The following is a 21928-nucleotide window of genomic DNA, read 5'->3' as shown; positions in this document are numbered from 1 at the left end:
ATCACAAATAAATCAATCAGGGAATTCCGAATCTGAAAAGCTGCGACACGCTTTAGTTGGTATGCTGACAAGTGGCAGCGTGCCCACATGCCGGAAGACGTCTTGCGAAGCGGGGGGAAGGGCGGGCGCCTTCGGCCTTGCGGGTGCGCGGAGCCCGGCCGGCACAGCTTCCGCTCTGCCCTCTCGAGCGCTTGCGGCAGCGCGACAGGTGGTCCGGACCAAGGGGTGTGGCGAAGCGATGGGAGGACCGGGCAGGGCGCATGCCCGGCGGAGAGCCAAGTCCCGGCGCGGAGCGGTGCAGAATGGGCAACAATAAAAAAGGCCGGGCGAAAAATTTCGCACCGACCTTCCTATATTGCCTCAACGCGTCTGCCAGTACATCCGTGGTCAGGGCGGAGACAAATCTCTTGTTGACGTCAATATGGGCCTGTCCGGATGGGATTGCAAGGGGGATGTGAAGAAAACACTCCTTCCCGGCGGAACGGCTCGCCTTGAGCCGTGCCACGCCTCACAGATCGAGCGCGTCGACCTTCTTGCCGGTGAAGCGCAAGGCCACTTCTCCGCGGATCAGCTTGAGCGCGCGGTCGCCGAACAGATCGCGCCGCCAGCCCTTGAGCGCGGGCACGTCGGCGTTCTCGCCGTCGATGGCGATCGATTCCAGATCATCGGAGGAGGCGATGATCTTGGCGGCGACGTTCTCCGTCTCGACCGTCATCTTGAGCAGCACCCGAAGCAGCTCGACCGCGGCCTGGGCGCCTTCGGGGGCCTGCCGGTGGCGCGGCAGCCGCGGCATCTCCTCCTTCGGGGTCGCCAGCGCCTCATTGACGACCTCGAGCAACTTGGCGCCCTGCGCCGAGCGTTCCCAGCCGCGCGCGATGGTCCTGAGCCGCCCCAGCGCCTCGGCGTCGCGGGGCTGCTGCTGGGCGATCTCGTAGATCGCGTCGTCCTTGATGACGCGACCGCGCGGCACATTGCGGGTGCGGGCCTCGCGCTCACGCCAGGCCGCCACGTGCTTGAGCACGCACAGTTCCACCGGCTTCTTGACCCGCATCTTCAGCCGCTTCCAGGCATCCTCGGGGTCCATCTCGTAGGTGGCGCGTGATTCCAGCACCGCCATCTCGTCGGCCAGCCAGTGTCCGCGCCCCTCGGCCTCGAGCCGCGAGACCAGTTCGAGATAGACGTCGCGCAGATGCGTCACGTCGGCGAGCGCGTAATCGAGCTGCTTCTCGCTCAGCGGCCGGTGGCTCCAGTCGGTGAAGCGCGAGGACTTGTCGATCGGCGCGCCGGTGATGCGCGACACCAGCTGGTCGTAGGAAATCGATTCGCCGAAGCCGCAGACCATGGCGGCGACCTGTGTGTCAAAAATGGGGTGCGGCACGAGATTGCCGCGGTTGACCACAATTTCGATGTCCTGGCGGGCGGCGTGAAACACCTTGACCACTGCAGTATTGGCCATCAGTTCGAAAAACGGTGTGAGATCAAGGCCTTCGACCAGGGGGTCGACAATCCCGGCATCGTCGGGGCCTGCCATCTGGATCAGGCACAGTTCGGGCCAGTAGGTGGTCTCGCGCAGGAACTCGGTGTCGACTGTGACAAAGGGGTGGCTGGCAAGGCGGGCGCAAAAGGCGGCAAGCGCCTCGGTCGTAGTAATGATGTCCATAATTGGCCTTTACCCCGAAAATTGCGCTTTGTCTTGCCCCTCTTGCCGGTCCTCCGGTTCCGCGCCCTCGGCGTCGGCGATGTCGCGGTTGACCGATTGCGCGGCCATGCGGGCGAACACCGGCGAGGTGCGCAGCAGGCCGGCAAAACGCCCGCGGCCGGGATCGTCGGGCGCACCGCGGAGGATGCGGGTGACGGTGTAGAGAACGAAGGCGCCGTGCATCGCGCAGATGAAGGCGAAGAAGGACGGCGCGCCGAACCAGTCGACCAGCATCGCCGAGATCAGCGGCCCGATCGAGGCGCCGATCGCCCAGAAGAACATCAGCCCCGAGGCGATCTGCACATATTCGCCGGGCTCGGCCTTGTCGTTGGCGTGGGCCGCAGAGAGCGAGTAGAGCGGCAGCGTGAACGCGCCCCACAGGAAGATGCCGATCAGGTTCAGCGCCACGCTGTGGCCCGCGAAGGTGACCATGAACAGCCCGCACAGGGTCGAGCCGGAGGTCGCCATCAGAAGCACCGAGCGGCGGCTGATATGGTCGGAAAGATAGCCCAGCGGATATTGCAGCACGATGCCGCCGATGATGCCGGCGCTCATGAACGAGGCGATGTCGGCGACGTTGAGCCCGAGGCTTTCCGCATAGAGCGGCCCGACCGAGCGGAACGAGGCGGTTGTGAGCCCCACCGTGATCGCGCCCGCGGAGGCGAGCGGCGAGACCAGCCACAGCCGTTTCGGCGAGAACGAGAACGGGGCGGGCGGGGCCGGGTTGGAGCGGTCGGCGAGCGACACCGGCACGATCGACAGGATGATGAGAATGGTCATCACCGCGAAGATCTCGAAGCCGTTGATGCCCACCAGCGGCAGCAGATACTGCGAGGCGGTGACCGCGCCGAGATCGACGAAGCGGTAGATCGCGAGCGTGCGCGCGCGGTTTGAATTGGTCACCTGCGCGTTGATCCAGCTTTCGACATTGGCGAACAGCGAGGCAAAGCAGATGCCGGTCACGAGCCGCATCGCGAACCAGAACAGCGGATCGATGACCAGTACCATCGCAAGCGAGGCACAGGCCGCGACCGCCGTCATCGCCGCAAAGGCGCGGATATGGCCTGCGGTGCGGAGCAGCCGCGGCGTCATCCAGCAGCCGATGATGAAGCCGAGATAATAGCCCGCGCCGGCAAGCCCGATCACGGTCGGCGAAAATCCTTCCACCGAGCCGCGCAGCGTGATCATGGTGCCCTGAAGTCCGTTGCCCGCCAGCAGCACGCCGGCGGTGGTCAGGAGGGGCACGAGAGGACGAAGCGAGGACATGGCGGGTCGGGTTCGAGAATGAGGCGGGTTTTGGAATGAGGCAGGTTGGACGATCAGGCGCGATTTGGAAACGGGCGGCTTCGGGAAACGGTCGGGTTCTGCAAACAGGACTGGGAGCGTACAGCGAAAATGCCGGGCCGTCCCGTCGAAAAGCCGCCAATGCACAGTCCGATTGCGCCCTTGTGCCTTGACAAAACCGGTGCGTCATGCGCTTTTCCGCCCGATTTTGAACCCTTCGCCGCAGCCGCGATCCAAGCCTGTCGCACCGGCCTCCCACGGGTTCCAGCCACCGAGGATTTGCCATGCATCGCTACCGTTCCCACACCTGCGCCGCGCTTCGAAAGAGCGATGCCGGCGCCACCGTCCGGCTGTCTGGCTGGGTGCACCGCGTGCGCGACCATGGCGGGCTGCTGTTCATCGACCTGCGCGACCATTACGGCATGACCCAGGTGGTGGCCGACCCGGATTCGCCCGCCTTCAAGACCGCCGAAGCCGTGCGCGGCGAATGGGTGATCCGCATCGACGGCGAGGTCAAGGAACGCACCTCCGAAACCGTCAACGCCAATCTCGCCACCGGCGAGATCGAGGTGTTCGCCCGCGAGATCGAGGTTCTGTCGACCGCCAAGGAACTGCCGCTGCCGGTGTTCGGCGAGCCCGACTATCCCGAGGACGTGCGCCTGAAATACCGCTTCCTCGACCTGCGCCGCGAGACGCTCCATCGCAACATCGTCAAGCGCACCCAGGTGATCGCCGACATGCGCCGGCGCATGACCGAGATCGGCTTTGCCGAATATGCGACCCCGATCCTGACCGCGTCGTCGCCCGAAGGCGCGCGCGACTTCCTGGTGCCGAGCCGCATCCATCCCGGCCAGTTCTACGCGCTGCCGCAGGCGCCGCAGCAGTACAAGCAGCTCTTGATGGTGGCGGGCTTCGACCGCTATTTCCAGATCGCGCCCTGCTTCCGCGACGAGGACCCGCGCGCCGACCGCCTGCCAGGCGAATTCTACCAGCTCGACCTGGAAATGAGCTTCGTCACCCAGGAAGACGTCTGGGACACGATGGAGCCGGTGATGCGCGGCGTGTTCGAGCAGTTCGCCGAAGGCAAGCCGGTCACCCAGAAATTCCGCCGCATTCCCTATGACCAGGCGATCCGCACCTATGGCTCGGACAAGCCGGACCTGAGGAACCCGATCGAGATGCAGGCCGTGACCGAGCATTTCGCCGGCTCCGGCTTCAAGGTCTTCGCCGGCATGATCGCCAACAACCCGAAGGTCGAGGTCTGGGCCATTCCCGCCAAGACCGGCGGCAGCCGCGCCTTCTGCGACCGGATGAACTCCTGGGCGCAGAGCCAGGGCCAGCCGGGTCTCGGCTACATCTTCTGGCGCAAGGAAGGCGAGGTGCTCGAAGGCGCGGGCCCGATCGCCAAGAATATCGGGCCTGAGCGCACCGAGGCGATCCGCGTGCAGATGGGGCTCGAGGATGGCGACGCCTGCTTCTTCGCCGCCGGCGACCCGGCCAAGTTCGCGAAATTCGCGGGCGACGCCCGCACCCGCGCCGGCGAGGAACTGAACCTCGTCGACCGCGACCGTTTCGAACTCTGCTGGATCGTCGATTTCCCGTTCTACGAATGGGACGAGGATCTGAAGAAGGTCGAGTTCGCCCACAACCCGTTCTCGATGCCGCAGGGCGGCCTTGAGGCGCTCGAAACCATGGACCCGCTCGACATCAAGGCGTTCCAGTACGACCTCGTCTGCAACGGCTTCGAAATCGCCTCGGGCTCGATCCGGAACCAGTCGCCGGAGCTGATGGTCAAGGCCTTCGAGAAGGTGGGGCTGAGCCAGGCCGATGTCGAGGAGCGCTTCGGCGGCCTCTACCGCGCCTTCCAGTACGGTGCCCCGCCGCATGGCGGCATGGCGGCCGGTGTCGACCGCGTCATCATGCTCCTGGTGGGCGCCAAGAACCTGCGCGAAGTGGCGCTGTTCCCGATGAACCAGCAGGCCCAGGACCTGCTGATGGGCGCGCCGAGCCCGGCCACGCCCGCACAGATGCGCGAACTGGCGCTGCGCACCATTCCCGCCAAGCCCGAATAGGCCGGCGGGAAGCCGCTTCAGGCGGACTCAGATCGTCAAAAAGCCCGGGCAACCATCTGGTTTCCCGGGCTTTTTCGTGTCCGAAATCCTGATCGGAGACTTTGTCTAATCCTTGCCGCCGGCCCCCTCCGCCGGCAGGTCCAGAAGGTCCCGGGCGGGCGCCTTGGCCGCTTTCTTGCTCTTGCCCTTGGCGCGGGCAGGTGCCTTCGGCTCGGCGGTCGTGGCGACCGGTTTTGCGACCTTCGGGGCTGCCGGCGTGTCGGCCGGCAGGGTCTTGTAGCGTATCATGGAGAGTTTCCAGTGCAGGTGCGAGGAAAAGGGGCGGCACGAGCTTGAGGCGCGCCAGCCTTGCGGGAATCGGAAGCCGAACCTTTGCGCTCGCTCGCGCCCGCGCGCAACCCGGGCCGCCCGCAGCGGCCCGGCTTTGCACCGCAATCAGTTCGGCTGGTTGGCGGTGACCTGCACGTTGAGCAGGTCGACCAGCGTCTTGGGATCGCCACCCATGCCGGCGCCCATCAGCACCGGTACCGCAACCGGATTGGCCGGCTTGGCGGTGATGGTGATATTGCCGGGATTGTCGAGATAGGTGCTCGCTGCAGCGGAGACCTGCTGCTGCAGCGCGGGGATGCCGAGCTGGCCCAGCATCAGCGGCAGCATGCCCTTGAACGCCATGCCCATCTGCTCGCCGGACATGCCCTGCTGCTTGCCAGCATAGGCCAGCGCCTTTTCGGTGACCGAATCGTCCTCGAACGTGATCTTCGCGGAGACGAAGTTCAGCTGCTGCATCAAGCCCAGCGATGCGAGCCCCATGGCCTGCTGGGCGGCCTGCGGATCGGGGTTGGCGGCGGCGGCGGCCTGCGCCTGCTGCAGCGCCTTGACCAGGTCGAGCGTGTAGCCGGAGATCTGGAACGACATTGCCAGGCGGCCGACATCGTCAAGGGCGAGGGAATATTCGCTCAGGTCCAGGATGCCGGGCTCGATGTCCCAGGTGCCCTTGAGCTTCAGGTCGCCATGCAGGCTGGTGTAGCCCATCGAGCTGAGCGCATCCTTGACCTTGGGGTTCTCGACCATGCTCAGATCGATCATGATGTCGGAGCCTTCGAAGTCGACCGCGAGGCTCGACCCGTCATCCGCGCGCTCGGTCGTCTGTTCGATCCCGGACATGGAGAACAGCTGTTTGCCGTCCTTGACGACCTTGATCGGTCCCGTGGACATGCCGTAGGCGAGGCTGAGCCCGTCAAGCGACGTTTCGTCCGAGACCGGCTCCGCCGGCACCGTCAATCCGGTCATGGCGATGTCATCCACGGTCAGGCGGGCGCCGTCCTTCTCCATGTCGACGGAGGGAAACAGGGCTTGCTCGACATAATAGCTGCCGTCATCCTCTTCCTCCACGCCTTCAAACGTGACGTCGCCGATGGCGAGCGGCTTGGCATCCGGAACTTCGATCCGGACGGATTTGAGAACCACGGTGGAGCCGTCCGGTTCGACCGCGGAGAAGCTCAACTTGGCGCCGCCGCGGGTCGCCAGGGCCGCAACCTTGGTGGCGAAATCGTCGGCGTCGAGCGCCCAGGCCGGCAGCGAGACCGACGCAAGTCCAATCGCCATCACGGAAGTTGAAAGGAGGCGGGATGGCGAAAACTGGAATGACATCAAATTGATCTCCTGCATGTGATTTGGTTATTGCTGCCTGCGTGCTTGGCGTGCGCGCGGAGACAGCCGATACTGGTTTGTTGCCCCGCCATCGTCCACAGCATTGTGGTGCTGTTGAGGCCGTAGCGCAGCTCGTGCCCCGCTTCAAGCGATCCCGTCCAGACGCTCGGCGAGGAACTGCCGCTCGCTGTCATTGGCGCTGAGCGCGATTGCCCGCCGGTAGCTTTGGCCTGCCTCTTCGTGCCGGCCGGCGCGGCGCAGGAAATCCGCACGGGCGGCGTGGAACGGCTGGTAATCGTCGAGCTCGGCCTCGATTGCCCCAAGGGCCGCGAGCGCTTGTTCCGGTCCGGCGGCGAAGGACAGCGCCACGGCGCGATTGAGCAGGTAGACCGGGTTGCCCGCCAAGCCGTGCAGAGCCTCGTAGAGCAGCACGATCTGGCGCCAGTCGGTGCAGGCGTGATTCGGAGCTTCGGCGTGCAGTGCGGCAATCGCCGCCTGGATCTGGAAAGGGCCGGGCCGGGCACGCGCCAGCGCCCGGTCGAGCAACTGCCGGCCTTCCTCGATCCTTTCGGGCGCCCACAGGCCGCGATCCTGCCGGTCGAGCGGGATCAGCCTTGCCTGATCGTCGAACCGCGCCGCGGCGCGGGCATGGGTCAGCAGCATCAGCGCGAGCACGCCTTCGCATTCGGCGTTGCCGGGCGCGAGCTCCAGCATCAGCCGGCCGAGCCGGATCGCCTCGAGGCACAGCTCGTCGCGCAGCGGGCGTGCGCCCTCGGTGGCCGAATGGCCCTCGTTGAACGTGAGATAGATCACCGAGAGCACCGAGTTGAGCCGTTCGTCCCAGCGCGCGGGGTCGGGAATCTCGAACGGAATGCCGGCCCTGGTGATCTTGTGGCGCGCCCTGACCAGCCGCTGCGCCATCGCTTCGGGGCTGTCGACAAAGGCGCGGGCGATCTCGCGCGTCGTCAATCCGCACAGGGTTCTCAGCGTCAGGGCAACGCGGGTCTTGCTTTCGAGCGCCGGGTGGCAACAGGTGAAGATCAGCCTGAGCCGTTCGTCGGGAATGTCCGCCGGTTCCTCGCTTTCCCGGGCCTGCTGGTCGAGCGCGATCAGGTGCCCGTATTGCTCGCTCTTCCGGTCGAAATTGCGCGCGCGCCGGATCCGGTCGATGGCCTTGCGCCGCGCGGTCTGCAGCACCCAGCCGGCGGGTGACGCCGGCAGTCCGTTCCGGCTCCAGTGCACCAGCGCCGATTCCATCGCGTCCTGCAGGCAGTCCTCGGCCATCTGGAGATTGCGGATGTCGCGCAGCAGCGCGCCGAGCAGGCGGCCGGTGTCGGCGCGCGCGAGCGCCTCGATGGCCTCGCGCGCGCTTGCGTCCTGCCCGGCAGCGTCCGATGCCATGCTGTCTAGCCGACGTCCATGATCGGCCGGATTTCCACCGATCCGTGTTCGGCCGAGGGAATCATCGCCGCATACCGGATCGCCTCGTCGAGATTGGCGCAGTCGAACAGGTAGAAGCCGCCGAGCTGTTCCTTGGTTTCGGCAAAGGGCCCGTCCATCGTTTCGGTCTTGCCGTTTCGCACCCGCACGGTGGTGGCCGTCGATGTGTCCTGCAAGGCTTCGCCGCCCAGCAGGACGCCGTCGCGCCGGTAGGTCTCGGTCGCCTTGCGGTAGCCGTCCATATAGGGCCCGAACTCGGGCGTGCCGTAATCCGGTCCGGCGCCGGGGGCCGCATAGATCAGTGCAAGATATTTCATGGTCTGTTTCCTTTTCAGTGAGGGAAGGCCACAGCGGTGCCCGCCGGAGCCTGAGCTTACGACAAGTGGACGAACGGGCGGAGCCCGTTTCGACATAGGCTGCGAAAAAAGTCTTGCCTTTCGGCCGCGGCCGCGCGGCTTGCTCCGAATCACCCCTTCCTCTAAGCCAGCGGCATGGGAAAAAGCTTGATACCGCCCGGCGGCGGCGACCACATCCAGGCCGTGGATCTGAAACAGGCGCTCGAGGAGCGTTATCTGTCCTATGCGCTGTCGACGATCATGCACCGGGCGCTGCCCGATGTGCGCGACGGCATGAAGCCGGTGCACCGCCGCATCGTCTACGCGATGAGCGAGATGGGGCTGAGGTCGAACGGCTCCTACAAGAAATGCGCCAAGATCGTCGGCGAGGTGATGGGTAACTTCCACCCCCACGGCGACCAGTCGATCTATGATGCGCTGGTCCGCCTCGCGCAGGATTTTTCGGTGCGCTATCCGCTCGCCGAAGGGCAGGGCAATTTCGGCAATATCGACGGCGACAGCGCTGCGGCCATGCGTTACACCGAATCAAAGATGACCTCGGTGGCCGAGTTGCTGATCGAGGGCATCAACGAGGACGCGGTCGATTTCCGCTCCACCTATGACGAGGAAAACAGCGAGCCGGTGGTGCTGCCGGGCGCGTTTCCGAACCTGCTCGCCAACGGCGCCACCGGCATCGCGGTGGGCATGGCGACCTCAATCCCGCCGCACAACGCTGCCGAACTCTGCGATGCGGCGCTGGCCCTGATCCGCAAGCCCGAGGCCACCGTCGAGGACCTGCTGCACTATGTCGAGGGACCGGATTTCCCCACCGGCGGCGTCGTCATCGACAGCCGCGAGTCGATCCTCGAATCCTACAAGACCGGCCGCGGCGGCTTCCGCGTGCGCGCCAAGTGGAACGTCGAGGACACCGGTCGCGGCGGCTACCAGATCGTCGTCACCGAGATGCCGTTCCAGGTTCAGAAGTCACGGCTGATCGAGAAGATCGCCGAGCTGCTGATCGCCCGCAAGCTGCCGCTGCTCGACGACGTGCGCGACGAATCCGCCGAGGACGTGCGGCTGGTTCTGGTCCCCAAGAGCCGCACCGTCGATCCCACCCTGCTGATGGAATCGCTGTTCCGGCTGTCAGAGCTCGAAAGCCGGATTCCGCTCAACCTCAACGTCCTGTCGATGGGCAAGGTGCCGAAGGTGATGAACCTGGCCGAGGTGCTGAGCGAATGGCTGGCGCACCGCCGCGAGGTGTTGCAGCGCCGCTCGCGCCACCGGCTGGCGGCGATCGAGCGGCGTCTTGAGCTGCTCTCGGGGTTCCTGATCGCCTATCTCAATCTCGACGAGGTGATCCGCATCATCCGCGAGGAGGACGAGCCCAAGCTCGAGCTGATGAAGACCTTCGAGCTGACCGACATCCAGGCCGAAGCCATCCTCAACATGCGGCTGCGCTCGCTGCGCAAGCTTGAGGAAATGGAAATCCGCAAGGAGTTCGACACCCTGACCGCCGAGAAGGCCGATATCGAGGCGCTGCTTTCCTCCGAGGCCAAGCAGTGGCAGACGGTTGCCTGGGAAATCGGCAATGTCCGCAAGACCTTCTCCAAGGAGACCGATCTCGGCCGCCGCCGCACCACCTTTGCCGAGGCGCCGGTCGCCGATCTCGCGGCCATCGAGCAGGCGATGATCGAAAAGGAGCCGATCACGGTGGTGATCTCCGATAAGGGCTGGATCCGGGCGCTCAAGGGGCACATGAGCGATTACGGCTCGCTGCAGTTCAAGGACGGCGACGCGCTCAAGCTCGCGTTCCCGGCGCACACCACCGACAAGATCGTGATCTTCACCACCGGCGGCAAGGCCTACACGCTCGGCGCGGACAAGCTGCCGGGCGGGCGCGGCCATGGCGAGCCGATCCGCATCATGGTCGACATGGACAACGACCAGGCGGTGCTGACCGCCTTCGTGCATGACCCCGCGCGCAAGCTGCTTCTGGCCTCCACACCCGGCAACGGCTTCATCGTTGCCGAGACCGAACTCGTCGCCAACACCCGCAAGGGCAAGCAGATCATGAATGTGAGCCTGCCCGACGAGGCGCGGCTGTGTGTGCCGGTGAGCGGCGATCATGTCGCCGTGATCGGCGCCAACCGCAAGATGCTGATCTTCCCGCTTGCGCAATTGCCGGAAATGAGCCGCGGCAAGGGCGTGCGGCTGCAGCGCTACAAGGACGGCGGCATCGCCGACATCAAGTGCTTCGCGATGGAAGAGGGGCTGACTTGGGAAGACAGCGCCGGGCGCATGCACAACCGCAAGAAGGACGAACTCACCGAGTGGATCGCCGACCGCGCCCAGGCCGGCCGCCTGGTGCCCAAGGGCTTCCCCCGTTCCGGCAAGTTCAGCTGACGGAAGCGCCGGGGATGCCGACTTTTCGTTTCCCCGCCGCCGGAGCCGGCCATGGTTGAGATCCGCCCGGCACGCGATGAAGACCGGAACATCCTGGTCTTCGTCGCCGTCAACGGCGATGAGCTGACCAAGCTGTTCATCGCCCGCAGCGCGCGCGGCAGCGGCAAGACCAAGGAGTTCACCACCGAAGCTTCTCCAATCGGCGGGCTGAGGTCATGCTCTGTGCCGTCTCTCCGTCATCCAAAAAAGCAAGGGTTCGTCCGCAAATGGCCGAAAGCGGTCATTTTTTCTGACCTGTAATAGCGTGCGCAGATGCGAAACGCGCCGAGGGGAATTCCTGCTCGGTTGATTGTCGCCTCTTGGCCTGCGTTGCCGGAATTGTGAAGGAAGATCAGCTGACACGAGCGGCAAAGCTCAATACATGCGCGGCAGACTGGGAAGGATTGGCTTGCAACAGAAAGTGAGGCCCGTCGATCTCGAAAATGACGTCAGGGGCGAGTGCAAAATCCAGTGCCATTCTCGACGGCACCAGTCGATCACGCGTTGCCGAAAGATATATGAAAGGGATGGGCAATCGCCCAATTTTCTCGGCGACATCGACTTTCAGCACCTCCCTTAACCGGCCTGCAATCGTGCTGGCCGGCACGAGCTGCATCGCATGCGCGAACTTCGCTGTAAATTCCCTTTCCGACCATTTGCCCATCAGGAGCGGTTGGGCTAACCACGTGATCAAGCGGGACTTGAGTGGTATGATTTCAAGCGCGTAAGTCCAGTTAGAGGGCAACTTCACGGGTGTTTTCGCAAACGTCGCGACAAAAACCACGCCTTTTAAGCCGCGAGGTTTTTTGTCGGACAGCATCACCGCCAGTGGCCCGGAAAAGGACTCCGCGACGATGATGAAATCGTCCTCGGGCAGAAGGTTCTCTACCCAAACCTGGAGGTCTTCATATCGATACAAGTGTGGTGGGTACTGGATCACTGAGACAACGTGTTTCGGCTCAAGTCGTGCTCTTGCCTCCGATAACAGTTTCCCAGTTCCATCCAAGCCCGGTAAAATGACTATCTTCATTCAAGACAACTAGCTCGGCTGGTACCGTGCGGCCAACAATTTTCGCATAGCGTATGTCTACGATTGGCGCTTTCCAGCCGAAAGCGTTGCTCTACAGGAGCAGGTGTTATCTGCGTCCGGGTGATGCAGCGTTCAACGTCTTTTCGAGGGCTGCGCTTATCTCCCGGATCGGCACTCAGCCCTCCCATGATGGGTTCCAGGAGATCAAGTGGTCCAGTCTGGGCTGCATTCTGATGACGGATCATCGGTATTAGCGACGCCTCGAACTCACAGCATCTCGTCTGGGAAGGACGTTTTCCGCTGCTACACGGAATTGGATTCGAATGCCTCCAGAGCCGATTGTCATGCCGTGGCCGTTGAGACGGTGTTCTCGCTTGTCGAGTGGAACTCGGTGCCATCCAGCCCCATGCGGTGCATGACGACCGCGAGACGATCGGCCCAGTGCCAGGCACCGTCATCAGCCGCCTGCAAACGTCGTGTTGTTTCGCCTCGGCCAGAACCCTCTTCTCCGGTTTGGCAAGACCTTCTCGCACCTTGCGCCGTCCGGCAAGCAATGGCTCCATGATTTCCGCAAGCTCAACGTCGTGGCAGAAGTGCGTTCGCGCCGGACGGTAACGCCGCGTCTCAGACGCCGATCCGCCCGAAGCCCGGCAGCTTGATGCCGGGACGGTTGACATCAAGGCCGAACACCAGCCCGCCGAGCCTGAGTTCCACCCCGTAGAGCGTGCCCGCGGCAAGCCCCGCATAGCCGCCGAGCGAGAATTCGACATTGCGCCCGTCGGGCGTCACCGTCACGAACTCGCCCCAGGGCCGGTAGTCGCGGCCCACCGCTTCGGGTGGAAGGACGATGCCGAGTTCGGGCACGGCGCGGAGCACATGGGCGACGAAACTGTTCGAATTCGGCCCCGGCCAGATCCTGTAGTCGCCGCGTCCCGAATGGGGATAGGCCTTCACCGCCGCCTCGATCTTCGGGATCAGCCGCGCGGCCTCGGCTCCCTGGAGGGCAAGCAGGATCTCGGGCGTGTTGGAATACCAGCGCCCGTCGGCGTCATAGCCGTTGACGCGGATCGGGTTGCCCCAGCCGACCTTGTCGTAGCGGGTGTAGCGCAAAGCGCCTTCAGGCTTGGTGACAATCCAGCTGTGCACCGCGAGCCCGCCCTTGAGCCCGCCGGTGCGTGCCGCCATCACATAGACCGCCGGCTCGGACTGCTCGGTGGCGGCAGGGAGCAGCCCCGCCGACGACCAGTCGGCGCTGCGCCACGAGCCCGGATGGGAACTGGCGGCGCGCACCCCGAGCGAGGCGAGTGCGGGCGCGACAAAGCAGAGCAGCAGGATCAGGAATAGATATTTCAGGCGTGGCAAGGGATATTCCGTATGCGGGGTGGCAGCACTGGCCCGGGCCAGAGGCGGCGCCGGTCGTGAACCAGTCAAGCAGGGGGATGGGACGACAATAGGGCAGGCTCGCGCGATGCGGCCGTGTCAGACCGGATGGCGCGGCGCCAGCGTGCGCACCGCCCGGCGGTGTGACGACAATTGCCACAGCGAATGGCTGACCAGCGCGACGATGATCACGCCCCCGCCCAGCAGGCCGAGCGGCGTCGGCGCTTCCGAAAAGATCATCCACACCCAGACCGGCGCCAGGATCGTCTCGAGCAGGTAGAACATCGCCACCTCCGGACCCGAGATGTAGCGCGGGCCGGTGGCCAGGCACCAGAAGGCGATCGGGATGGCGAACAGGCCGTTGAGGGCCAGCCAGCCGGGGGCTGCGACCGTGACGCCGGACGGGCCGCCGGCCATCGCCAGGCCGATCACGGCCGGCACGATGGCCGCGACCAGCGGTGCAAAGCCCATGTCCACCCGGGCCTTGCGGCTCGCCGTGATCGCACCCGCCAGCATCAGGCTCGTGGCGAGCGCCAGCAGGTCCCCGGTGGTGTTGCCGGCCTTGAGGCCGTCGGCGACGATCAGGAGCACGCCGAGGATCATCACGACCATGGCCGCGAAGGTCTGCGGCCTGGGTTTCTCGCCGGCGATCCACCAGGCCAGCAACGCCGAGAACATCGGGTTGAACGCCAGGATGAAGACGAGATTGGCGGTGGAAGTGGAGTAGACGGCGAGGATGAAGCTGATCGAGGCCAGGCCGTAAAGCGTGATCACCAGCAGCCCGGCCCGACCATGGATGATCGGCACAGGACGCTTGAGGGCGAAGCGGAGGATGCCGAAGGCGACGAGCGCCACAAGCACGGTCAGCGTGCTGCGGACGGCGAGCGCCGACCAGGTATCGCTTTGGGACAGCCGGATCAACGGAATGTCGGCCGTCAGCATCAGCCCGCCGATCGCGGTGATCGCCAGGCCCTTGCGGTGCTCGGCCGCCTGTTGAATGTGACCCTGCATCAAAGGACGGCCTTGGTGACGAAACCGGGAGGAAAGGCGGGGGAAATCAGGAAATCTGGGCAATCAGGGGAGGGGCCGCGCACCGGACCTGGCGTCGCGGCGCGCCGGGACGTTACGGCTCGTAGCGCTGCCAGCCCTGCGCCATCAGGTGCTCTTGCGGCAGGAACCGGGTCTTGTATTCCATCTTGCGCGATCCCTTGACCCAGTAGCCGAGATAGACATGCGGCAGGCCCGCGGCCTTGGCGCGGGCGATGTGGTCGAGGATCATGAAGGTGCCGAGCGACCGCGAGGTTTCCTCGGGCTTGTAGAAGGAATAGACCATCGACAGCCCGTCGCCCATGCGGTCGGTCAGCGCGACCGCGATCAGTTCGCCCGCGGGGGTCTCGGAGACGCCGTCGCCCTCGGTCCGCCTGCGGTATTCGATGATGCGGGTGTCGACATGGGAATCCTCCACCATCATCGCATAGTCGCCGATGCTCATGTCGGCCATGCCGCCGCGCTGGTGGCGGCTGTCGAGGTAGCGGCGGAACAGCTTGAACTGCTCGCTCGAGGGCTCGGCCGGATATTCCGTGGCGACCAGGTCGTCATTGGCGGCCAGATTGCGCCGCATCGAGCGGCTGAACTCGAATTCGAGCGCAAGGATGCGCACCGAGATGCAGGCGCGGCAGGATTCGCAGGCCGGACGGTAGGCGATGTTCTGCGAGCGCCGAAAACCGCCTTGCGTCAGAAGATCGTTGAGTTCCGGCGCCTTTTCCCCCACGAGATGGGTAAACACCTTCCGCTCGCCCTGGCCCTCGAGATAGGGGCATGGCGAGGGCGCGGTCAGGAAAAACTGCGGGGAATTGACGGGATGATTCATCATGCCAAGGGTTCGGAGCCGTTCACAATCCGTAGTACCATGGCGCAAGTAACGAAAAGGTCAACCAGATGATGAGCACAAGCGGCGTGCCGGCGCGCAAAAAATCGCCGAAACGGTAGCGCCCGGGGCCCATCACCAGAAGATTGGTCTGGTAGCCGATCGGCGTGGCAAACGAGGCATTGGCGGCAAAAATCACTGCGGCGATGAAGGGTTGCGGCGACACCCCCATGCCGTTGGCGATGCCGAGCGCGATCGGGGTGAACAGCACGGCGGTGGCGTTGTTGGACAGGATATTGGTCAACAGCGCCATCACCAGGAACAGCACCGACAGGATCACGCTCGCCGGCGCACCGTGCATCAGGCCGAGCGTGCCGTTGGCGATCAGGGCGGCCCCGCCGGTTGATTCGAGCGCGGTCGCCAGCGCCACCGAGGTTCCCACCAGCAGGAAGATCTGCCGATCGAAGGCCCGCGAGGCCTGCAGCAGCGACAGGCAGCCCGTCAGCAGCATCAGCACCGCGCCGGCGACCGCCGCCACCACGATCGGCACGATCGAGAAGGCCGACAGCAGCACGATGCTTGCAAAGATGGCGACCGCGATTCGCGCCTTGCGCGATTGCGGCACGGCTTCGGCGGAATGCTCAAGCAGCAGCAGGTCGTGGTTGCCGCGCAGTTGCGCGATCGCGTCCATCGGGCCGCCGATCAGCAGCGTGTCGCCCGGCTCGAGCCGGATGTCGGACATCGCCGAACGGGCCATGCGGCTCTTGCGCTGCACGCCGAGCACGGAAATGCCGAATTGCGGTCTCAGGCCCGAGAGCTGGATGGTGCGCCCGGCATAGCGCGAGCCTGGCGCGATCACGGCTTCCGCGAGATGATAGTCGGGGCCGGGCGGCAGTTCGCTCACGCTGTCCTCGGCCCCTCCGTCATCGGTCTTGGGGGCCGCGCGTCCGCGGGACAGCGCCCGGGAGAAGGCGCGCCGCGTGCCGCTCACCACCAGCGTGTCGCCGGCCGACAGCGTCATGTCCTCGAACGGCGGCAGCACCGGCACGTCGCGGCGTTGCAGGAGCCTCAGCGTGAGATCGCCGAGACCCGGAAACATCCCGGCCTTGGCCTGGATGCCGACATAGGGATGGTCGCGATGGAGCGTGATCTCGCCGATGAACTGCGCCCCCGAGCGCGCCACCGACGACAGTTCCGCTTCGCGCTCGGGCAGCACCCGTGGCAGCACGCCGAGCACATAGACGCCGCCGACCAGCGCCAGGATCACGCCCATGCCGGTGATGTCGAAAAAACCGACATCGATGCCGTAGTCGCGCGCAACACCTGCCACCAGCAGGTTGGTCGACGAGCCGATCAGCGTGGTCATGCCGCCGAGGATGGTCATGTAGGAGAGCGGAATGAACACACGGCTCGGCGAGATCGAGCGTTGCGCCGCGATCACCACCAGGATCGGGATGAAGATCACCACCACAGGGGTGTTGTTGAGGAAGGCCGAGATCAGCGCCGCGCCGGCCAGGATGTAAAGCGCCGGTCGGAACGTCGCCGCCCCGCCCATTTTGCCCAGCATGCGCGCGGGACGCTCCATGGCGTCGGTGGCAAACAGGCCCTGGCCGACGATCAGCAGCGCGATCACGGTGACCAGCGCAGGGTTGGAGAACCCCGACAGCAGCCGTTCGGGATCAAGCCGGTCGCCGTCGAGCCCGGTATAGGGAAACAGGCCGAACAGGCCGAGCACGACAGCGAACGCAACCAGCGAGACCGTGTCCATCGCCCAGCGCTCCGAGGCATAGGCAAGGATCGTGGCCGCGATGATGACGAACGTCGCGATAAGATGAAAATCGGGCATGTATGCGTGGCGACCCCTTCGCACGAGAGAGCGGCCACATTACAGCCTCGCCGCCATGCAAGCCTAGGGCGAATTTTCCCGCAGTGCGATTTGCCGCGCAATGCTGCGGATCAATCCATGCCCGGGAGGGGAAGATTTATCCCCTGGCGCCGGTCTGGCAAAACAGCTGTGCCGGCCAGTGCCGCCCGCGTCACCGGCTGCGGCAACGGTGTTTGGGGCCGGCGGGATGCGGATCGGGACGCCGGGCCGGGTGCTGAAAGGTGAGCAGGAGAAGCGCTTCGCGCAGGATTTCGAACAGGTGTGCCATGGCCTTGCTCCTTTGGCCTTCAGCAAGCGCTCCTTGCCGGCGCTTTTCAAACGAGCTATGGGTCGGCTTCGATTGACTTGAGGTTATGCGAATGAAGCGGGGCCGATTGCCCTTGACCGCGCTGCGCAGTTTCGAGGCGGCCGGACGGCTGGAGAGCGTCACGCGCGCGGCCGAAGAGCTTTTTGTCAGCCAGGCGGCCGTCAGCCGGCAGATCCGCGAGCTGGAGTGCTCGCTCGGCTGCGCGCTGTTCGTGCGCCATCACCGCGGAGTGAGCCTCACGCGCGAGGGCGCTGCACTGATCGAGGTGCTGACCGGTGCGTTCGATGCGATCAGCGACGGCCTCGCCGCGGCGGCCGAACGCGCCGGGGAGGGCGAGGTGGCCGTCAGCGTCGAGCCCTCATTTGCCGCCGGCTGGCTGGTCACGGCCCTGTCCGGCTTCCGCGCTGGGCACCCCGGCATCGACGTGAACGTCGATTCGACCGCACGTCTGGCCGGGTTCCGCGCCGGAGACGCCGAGCTTGCGATCCGCTTTAGCGCCCACCGCAGCCGCTGGCCACGCACGCAGTCGCGCTGGCTCTACGATGTGGAGATGGTGCCCTTGGCCGCGCCCTCCCTGTTCGAGGCGGAGGGACTGCCCTCCAGGCCCGAGGATCTCGACCGCCACGCGCTGCTGCACGAGGACAGCCGGGCGATCTGGGAGCAATGGTTCGCGGAAGCGGGCGTTGCCCCCACCACGGTCCGGCGCGGCCCTGTCTATGCCGATGGCGGCCTGGTGCGGCAGGCGGCGCTTGACGGCCAGGGGATCGGCCTGCTCGAGCGGCGCATGGTGGAGGCCGACCTGCGTGCGGGAAGGCTGGTCCAGGTGTTCGACAGGCCGATCCGGTACGGGGCCTATTTTCTGGTGGCGCGGGATTTCGCGCGGCTGTCGCCGCCGGCCGCCCGGTTCGCGGACTGGATCGGCGAAAGCTTCGGCTCCGGCGCTGGCAAAGACACGGCCGGCGCCTGAGCCTCACGCGGTCTGCCCCCTATTTCGGGGCAGAATGCGTCTCTCCCCGGAGCAGCGCCTCCACCTCCGCCTGCACGCGCGCGACCGCCTCGTGCTTGACCGGGCCGAAACCGCGGATCTCCATCGGCGCCGCGAGCACCTTGGCCCAGGTGTCGACCGTCTGCCCGGTGATCTCGGCAGTGCAGCGGTCCATCAGCGCCTCGAACCAGCCGATCAGCGCCCGCTCCATCTTCCGCTCCGCCGTGTAGCCGAACGGATCGAGCGCCGTGCCGCGCAGGCCCTTGAGCCTGGCAAGGCCCGCGAAGACCGGCCGGATCGCCGGCCCGAACCGGCGCTTGAGCGGGCGCCCGCGTGCGTCCACGCCATTGGTGAGCAGCGGCGGCGCGAGATGATGCACCACCCGGAAATCGCCCTCGAACCGGTCGGAAAGCGACTGGGTAAAGCCCGGATCGCTGTGCAGCCGCGCCACCTCGTACTCATCCTTGTAGGACATCAGCTTGAACAGCGATTTGGCCGCAGCCGTTGCCAGTCGGTCGCGATGTGCCTCCGGCAGTGCGGCGGCGAAGCCGGCGATGCGCCTCCGGTAGCGTTCCGCCCAGGCGCGGTTCTGGTAGCCTTCCAGGAACGCAGCACGGCGATCGACGATCTCGTCGAAAGTGGTGGCGATATCGGTCCCGGGCGCCAGATGCGCGGCCAGTGCTTCGGGGTTCGCCGCCATCAGCCGACCGAGAGCGAAGGCCCGCGTGTTGGCCTCGACCGCCACATTGTTGAGTTCGATCGCCCGCATCAGCGGCTCGAACGACACCGGCACCAGCCCGCGCTGCCAGGCAAAGCCGAGCATCATCACATTGGCGAACACCGCATCGCCGAACAGGCTTTCGGAGGCGCGGTTGGCATCAAACGCCGCAAGATTGTCCGCGCCCACCGCCTCGGCAATCGCCGCGGTGCGTTTGTCGATGGCGAGATCCGCGTCGCGGCGGAGCACCAGGTCGCCGGTCGGCATGGCGGCCAGGTTGAGCGCCACCTCGGTGCCGCGCCGGTAGCTGCCCGAGGCCTTGGGCGAGGACGAGACGACCACGTCGCAGCCGATCACCGCGTCCGCGCTCGCCGTGTCGATCCGCACCTGGTTGATCGCCTCCGGGTCCCGGCCGATCCGCACGAAACTCAGCACCGCGCCAAATTTCTGCGCGAAACCGGTGAAGTCGAGCAGGCTCACGCCCTTGCCCTCGAGATGCGCGGCCATCGCGATCAGCGCGCCCACGGTCACCACCCCGGTGCCGCCGACGCCGGTGACGAGCAGGTTGAAGACCTTGTCGAGCGGTTTCGGCGCGGGCAGGGGTACGGCGCGCATCAACGCCTCGACATCGAGCGCGGCCGGTTTCGGCTTGCGCCGTGTCGCGCCTTCCACGGTCACGAAGCTCGGGCAAAAGCCCTTGAGGCACGACAGGTCGGTGTTGCAGTTCGACTGGTTGATCTGCCGCTTGCGGCCGAACTCGGTTTCGAGCGGCTCGACGCTCAGGCAGTTGGACGCGGTCGAACAGTCGCCGCAGCCCTCGCAGACGAGTTCGTTGATGACGGCGAAGGCTTTCGTCGCGGGCAGATCGCCGCGCTTGCGCCGCCGGCGCTTTTCGGTGGCGCAAGTCTGCTCGTAGATCAGCACCGACACGCCGGGCACGGTGCGCAAGTCGCGCTGCACCGCATCCATCTCGTCGCGACCATGGATCGTGGTGCCGGCGGGAAAGGCACGCGCGGAGAATTTCGACGGATCGTCGGAGATGAGCGCAATCCGCTCGACGCCCTCGGCGCGCGCGATCTGGGCGATCGCCTCGACCGAGACCGGCCCGTCCACCGGCTGGCCGCCGGTCATGGCCACCGCGTCATTGTAGAGGATCTTGTAGGTGATGTTGGCGCCCGCCGCGATCGCCTGGCGGATCGCCATCGAGCCGGAATGGTACCAGGTGCCTTCGCCGAGATTTTGGAACACGTGGCCGTTGCCGGTAAATTTCGAGGAGGCGGCCCAGTTCACGCCTTCGCCGCCCATCTGGATGAGCGAACTGGTGTCGCGGTCCATCCAGCTCGCCATGAAATGGCAGCCGATTCCGGCCAGCGCCTGCGACCCTTCGGGAACCCGCGTCGAGGTGTTGTGCGGGCAGCCGGAGCAGAAATAGGGCGTGCGCGTCGCGCCCGGATCGGAGAGGCTGATCGCGGGCTCGGCCAGCACACGTTCGGCCCGCGCGCAAAATTCATCACCGCCGAACACGCCGTCGAGCCGCTTGGCGATCAGCGGCAGCAGCCGCCGCGGCGAGAGTTCGCCGGTCCAGGGGATCAGACGGCGGCCGGTCTCGTCGTTCTTGCCGACCATGCGCTGCGGCTTGTCGCCCGGCCAGTCGTAGAAATACTCCTTGAACTGGCTTTCGATGATGCCGCGTTTTTCCTCGATCACCACCACCTCGCGTTTTCCCCGGACGAAATCGAGTGCGGCGCGGCGGGCGAGCGGCCAGACCATGCCGACCTTGTAGATGTCGATGCCGAGCGCCCGGCAGCGCGCTTCATCGAGACCGAGCAGGCCGAGTGCTTCCATCAGGTCGAGATGCGCCTTGCCGGTGGTCACGAAGCCGAAGCGGGCGTCGTTCACGCCGTAGATTGCCCGGTCGATCGGGTTGGCCTCGGCGAAGGCGAAGACCGCATGCTTCTTGGCCTCCATCCGCTCCTCGATCTGCGGGCCGGGCAGGTCGGGCCAGCGGTAATGCAGGCCGGAAGCGGGCGGGGTGAAATCGGGCGTCTGGAACACCCGGTCGGGTTTCAGGAGAAACGAGCTTGCGCCCTCGACCGTCTCCGAGATCGCCTTGAAGCCGACCCACATGCCCGAAAACCGCGACAGCGCGTAGCCATATTCGCCGAATTCGAGATATTCGGCCACGCTCGCCGGATTGAGCGTCGGCATAAACCAGGCCATGAAGGCCACGTCCGACTGGTGCGGCATCGAGGAGGAGACGCAGCCGTGGTCGTCGCCCGCCACCACCAGCACGCCGCCATGGCGCGAGGAGCCATAGGCATTGCCGTGTTTCAGCGCATCGCCGGCGCGGTCGACGCCGGGGCCCTTGCCGTACCAGAGCCCGAACACGCCGTCGACGGTGCGCCCCGGATTGGTCTCGACCTGCTGCGAGCCGAGCACGGCGGTGGCGGCGAGATCCTCGTTGACCGCGGGGAGGAATTCGATCTTGCCCTCGGCAAGCCGCACCTTCTGCCGCCACAGCTCCATGTCGAGCCCGCCCAAGGGCGAGCCGCGATAGCCTGAGACGAAGCCGCCGGTGTTGAGCCCCGCTTCGCGGTCGCGCCGGGCCTGGTCGAACAGCAGCCGCACCAGCGCCTGGGTGCCGGTCATGAACACGCGGCCCGAAGAGAGCGCGTAGCGGTCGGAAAGGGCGTAATCCGAATGAAACGGGGCGTGGATGGTCATGGGGCGGTCCTCCAGCGCCCATGATACGCCGGGATGGCTGGCAAGACTTGCCAGAATATCCGCTATCAGGCAGTCTCGGGGCAGGATCTGCCTGATGAGAGGCCTTGTGC

16 protein-coding genes and 1 pseudogene are annotated in these 21928 nt (G+C 65.6%); 4 read left to right on the top strand and 13 right to left on the bottom strand.

All coding sequences use genetic code 11. The features are described from left to right. Window positions 1–508: 508 nt before the first annotated feature. Window positions 509–1654, bottom strand: coding sequence for a ribonuclease D (rnd, locus tag AWJ14_RS16700; protein WP_066181781.1), 1146 nt, complete (start codon window positions 1652–1654; stop codon window positions 509–511). A 15-nt stretch (window positions 1655–1669) separates the two neighbouring features. Then, window positions 1670–2965 (bottom strand): MFS transporter, encoded by a 1296-nt coding sequence (locus AWJ14_RS16695; RefSeq protein WP_066181689.1) that lies wholly within the window; start codon window positions 2963–2965, stop codon window positions 1670–1672. A gap of 302 nt (window positions 2966–3267) precedes the next feature. On the opposite strand from AWJ14_RS16695, the gene aspS reads away from it, so the two are divergent. Then, on the top strand, window positions 3268–5055 hold the full coding sequence (aspS, locus tag AWJ14_RS16690; protein WP_066181687.1) for an aspartate--tRNA ligase: 1788 nt from the start codon (window positions 3268–3270) through the stop codon (window positions 5053–5055). A gap of 105 nt (window positions 5056–5160) precedes the next feature. Here the strand turns inward: aspS and AWJ14_RS16685 are convergent, their stop codons facing one another. The 4 genes from AWJ14_RS16685 to AWJ14_RS16670 all read right to left on the bottom strand — a co-directional run bounded on the left by AWJ14_RS16685 (window position 5161) and on the right by AWJ14_RS16670 (window position 8462). Further along, complete coding sequence (locus AWJ14_RS16685; protein WP_066181684.1) at window positions 5161–5343, bottom strand: hypothetical protein; 183 nt, start codon at window positions 5341–5343, stop codon at window positions 5161–5163. A gap of 147 nt (window positions 5344–5490) precedes the next feature. Beyond that, complete coding sequence (locus AWJ14_RS16680) at window positions 5491–6705, bottom strand: hypothetical protein (protein WP_066181780.1); 1215 nt, start codon at window positions 6703–6705, stop codon at window positions 5491–5493. Between the two features lie 144 nt (window positions 6706–6849). Then, the gene (locus AWJ14_RS16675; RefSeq protein WP_066181682.1) at window positions 6850–8106 is read right to left on the bottom strand and encodes an RNA polymerase sigma factor; all 1257 of its coding nucleotides are present in this window, start codon (window positions 8104–8106) and stop codon (window positions 6850–6852) included. 5 nt (window positions 8107–8111) lie between these two features. Then, the gene (locus AWJ14_RS16670; RefSeq protein WP_066181679.1) at window positions 8112–8462 is read right to left on the bottom strand and encodes a YciI family protein; all 351 of its coding nucleotides are present in this window, start codon (window positions 8460–8462) and stop codon (window positions 8112–8114) included. Window positions 8463–8636: 174 nt separating this feature from the next. Between AWJ14_RS16670 and parC the strand changes: the two genes are divergently transcribed. Together parC and AWJ14_RS16660 are read left to right on the top strand one after the other, a co-directional pair. Next, a complete protein-coding gene (parC, locus tag AWJ14_RS16665; RefSeq protein ID WP_066181676.1) occupies window positions 8637–10883 on the top strand; it encodes a DNA topoisomerase IV subunit A in 2247 nt (748 codons plus the stop codon). A 51-nt stretch (window positions 10884–10934) separates the two neighbouring features. After that, on the top strand, window positions 10935–11183 hold the full coding sequence (locus AWJ14_RS16660) for a hypothetical protein (protein ID WP_066181673.1): 249 nt from the start codon (window positions 10935–10937) through the stop codon (window positions 11181–11183). 91 nt (window positions 11184–11274) lie between these two features. Here AWJ14_RS16660 and AWJ14_RS16655 read toward each other — a convergent pair whose 3' ends face one another. From AWJ14_RS16655 to AWJ14_RS16635, 6 genes and pseudogenes are all read right to left on the bottom strand, one after another. Beyond that, window positions 11275–11952: an alpha/beta fold hydrolase gene (locus AWJ14_RS16655; protein WP_066181671.1), complete on the bottom strand. Its 678-nt coding sequence runs from the start codon at window positions 11950–11952 to the stop codon at window positions 11275–11277. A 425-nt stretch (window positions 11953–12377) separates the two neighbouring features. Then, window positions 12378–12539 (bottom strand): annotated as a pseudogene (locus AWJ14_RS23125) (IS110 family RNA-guided transposase); the annotation flags it as partial. A gap of 37 nt (window positions 12540–12576) precedes the next feature. Then, on the bottom strand, window positions 12577–13314 hold the full coding sequence (locus tag AWJ14_RS16650; protein WP_066181668.1) for a DUF3750 domain-containing protein: 738 nt from the start codon (window positions 13312–13314) through the stop codon (window positions 12577–12579). A gap of 117 nt (window positions 13315–13431) precedes the next feature. After that, window positions 13432–14343, bottom strand: a complete 912-nt coding sequence (locus AWJ14_RS16645) for a DMT family transporter (protein ID WP_066181665.1) — start codon at window positions 14341–14343, stop codon at window positions 13432–13434. Window positions 14344–14455: 112 nt separating this feature from the next. Beyond that, window positions 14456–15205: an arginyltransferase gene (locus AWJ14_RS16640; RefSeq protein WP_066181661.1), complete on the bottom strand. Its 750-nt coding sequence runs from the start codon at window positions 15203–15205 to the stop codon at window positions 14456–14458. A gap of 19 nt (window positions 15206–15224) precedes the next feature. Next, window positions 15225–17045, bottom strand: a complete 1821-nt coding sequence (locus tag AWJ14_RS16635) for an SLC13 family permease (protein ID WP_066181658.1) — start codon at window positions 17043–17045, stop codon at window positions 15225–15227. A 398-nt stretch (window positions 17046–17443) separates the two neighbouring features. Here AWJ14_RS16635 and AWJ14_RS16630 point away from each other — a divergent pair, with 398 nt between their 5' ends. After that, on the top strand, window positions 17444–18358 hold the full coding sequence (locus AWJ14_RS16630) for a LysR substrate-binding domain-containing protein (protein WP_066181655.1): 915 nt from the start codon (window positions 17444–17446) through the stop codon (window positions 18356–18358). Between the two features lie 19 nt (window positions 18359–18377). Here the strand turns inward: AWJ14_RS16630 and AWJ14_RS16625 are convergent, their stop codons facing one another. Continuing rightward, window positions 18378–21818: an indolepyruvate ferredoxin oxidoreductase family protein gene (locus tag AWJ14_RS16625; RefSeq protein WP_066181652.1), complete on the bottom strand. Its 3441-nt coding sequence runs from the start codon at window positions 21816–21818 to the stop codon at window positions 18378–18380. Window positions 21819–21928: the final 110 nt, after the last annotated feature.

Source organism: Parahoeflea olei (genome assembly GCF_001703635.1).
GTDB classification, from domain to species: Bacteria; Pseudomonadota; Alphaproteobacteria; order Rhizobiales; family Rhizobiaceae; genus Hoeflea; species Hoeflea olei.
Note: the sequence above shows the minus strand (reverse complement) of the source record. Positions and strands in the feature narration are given on the sequence as shown.

Bases quoted from the DNA above. Each gene is read 5' to 3' on its own strand.
- AWJ14_RS16645 (WP_066181665.1), bottom strand. From the start codon at position 14,343: ATGCAGGGTCACATTCAACAGGCGGCCGAGCACCGCAAGGGCCTGGCG.
- AWJ14_RS16675 (WP_066181682.1), bottom strand. From the start codon at position 8,106: ATGGCATCGGACGCTGCCGGGCAGGACGCAAGCGCGCGCGAGGCCATC.
- AWJ14_RS16635 (WP_066181658.1), bottom strand. From the start codon at position 17,045: ATGCCCGATTTTCATCTTATCGCGACGTTCGTCATCATCGCGGCCACG.
- AWJ14_RS16625 (WP_066181652.1), bottom strand. From the start codon at position 21,818: ATGACCATCCACGCCCCGTTTCATTCGGATTACGCCCTTTCCGACCGC.
- AWJ14_RS16685 (WP_066181684.1), bottom strand. From the start codon at position 5,343: ATGATACGCTACAAGACCCTGCCGGCCGACACGCCGGCAGCCCCGAAG.
- AWJ14_RS16670 (WP_066181679.1), bottom strand. From the start codon at position 8,462: ATGAAATATCTTGCACTGATCTATGCGGCCCCCGGCGCCGGACCGGAT.
- AWJ14_RS16655 (WP_066181671.1), bottom strand. From the start codon at position 11,952: ATGAAGATAGTCATTTTACCGGGCTTGGATGGAACTGGGAAACTGTTA.
- parC (WP_066181676.1), top strand. From the start codon at position 8,637: ATGGGAAAAAGCTTGATACCGCCCGGCGGCGGCGACCACATCCAGGCC.
- AWJ14_RS16640 (WP_066181661.1), bottom strand. From the start codon at position 15,205: ATGATGAATCATCCCGTCAATTCCCCGCAGTTTTTCCTGACCGCGCCC.
- AWJ14_RS16630 (WP_066181655.1), top strand. From the start codon at position 17,444: ATGAAGCGGGGCCGATTGCCCTTGACCGCGCTGCGCAGTTTCGAGGCG.
- AWJ14_RS16695 (WP_066181689.1), bottom strand. From the start codon at position 2,965: ATGTCCTCGCTTCGTCCTCTCGTGCCCCTCCTGACCACCGCCGGCGTG.
- AWJ14_RS16660 (WP_066181673.1), top strand. From the start codon at position 10,935: ATGGTTGAGATCCGCCCGGCACGCGATGAAGACCGGAACATCCTGGTC.
- AWJ14_RS16680 (WP_066181780.1), bottom strand. From the start codon at position 6,705: ATGTCATTCCAGTTTTCGCCATCCCGCCTCCTTTCAACTTCCGTGATG.
- aspS (WP_066181687.1), top strand. From the start codon at position 3,268: ATGCATCGCTACCGTTCCCACACCTGCGCCGCGCTTCGAAAGAGCGAT.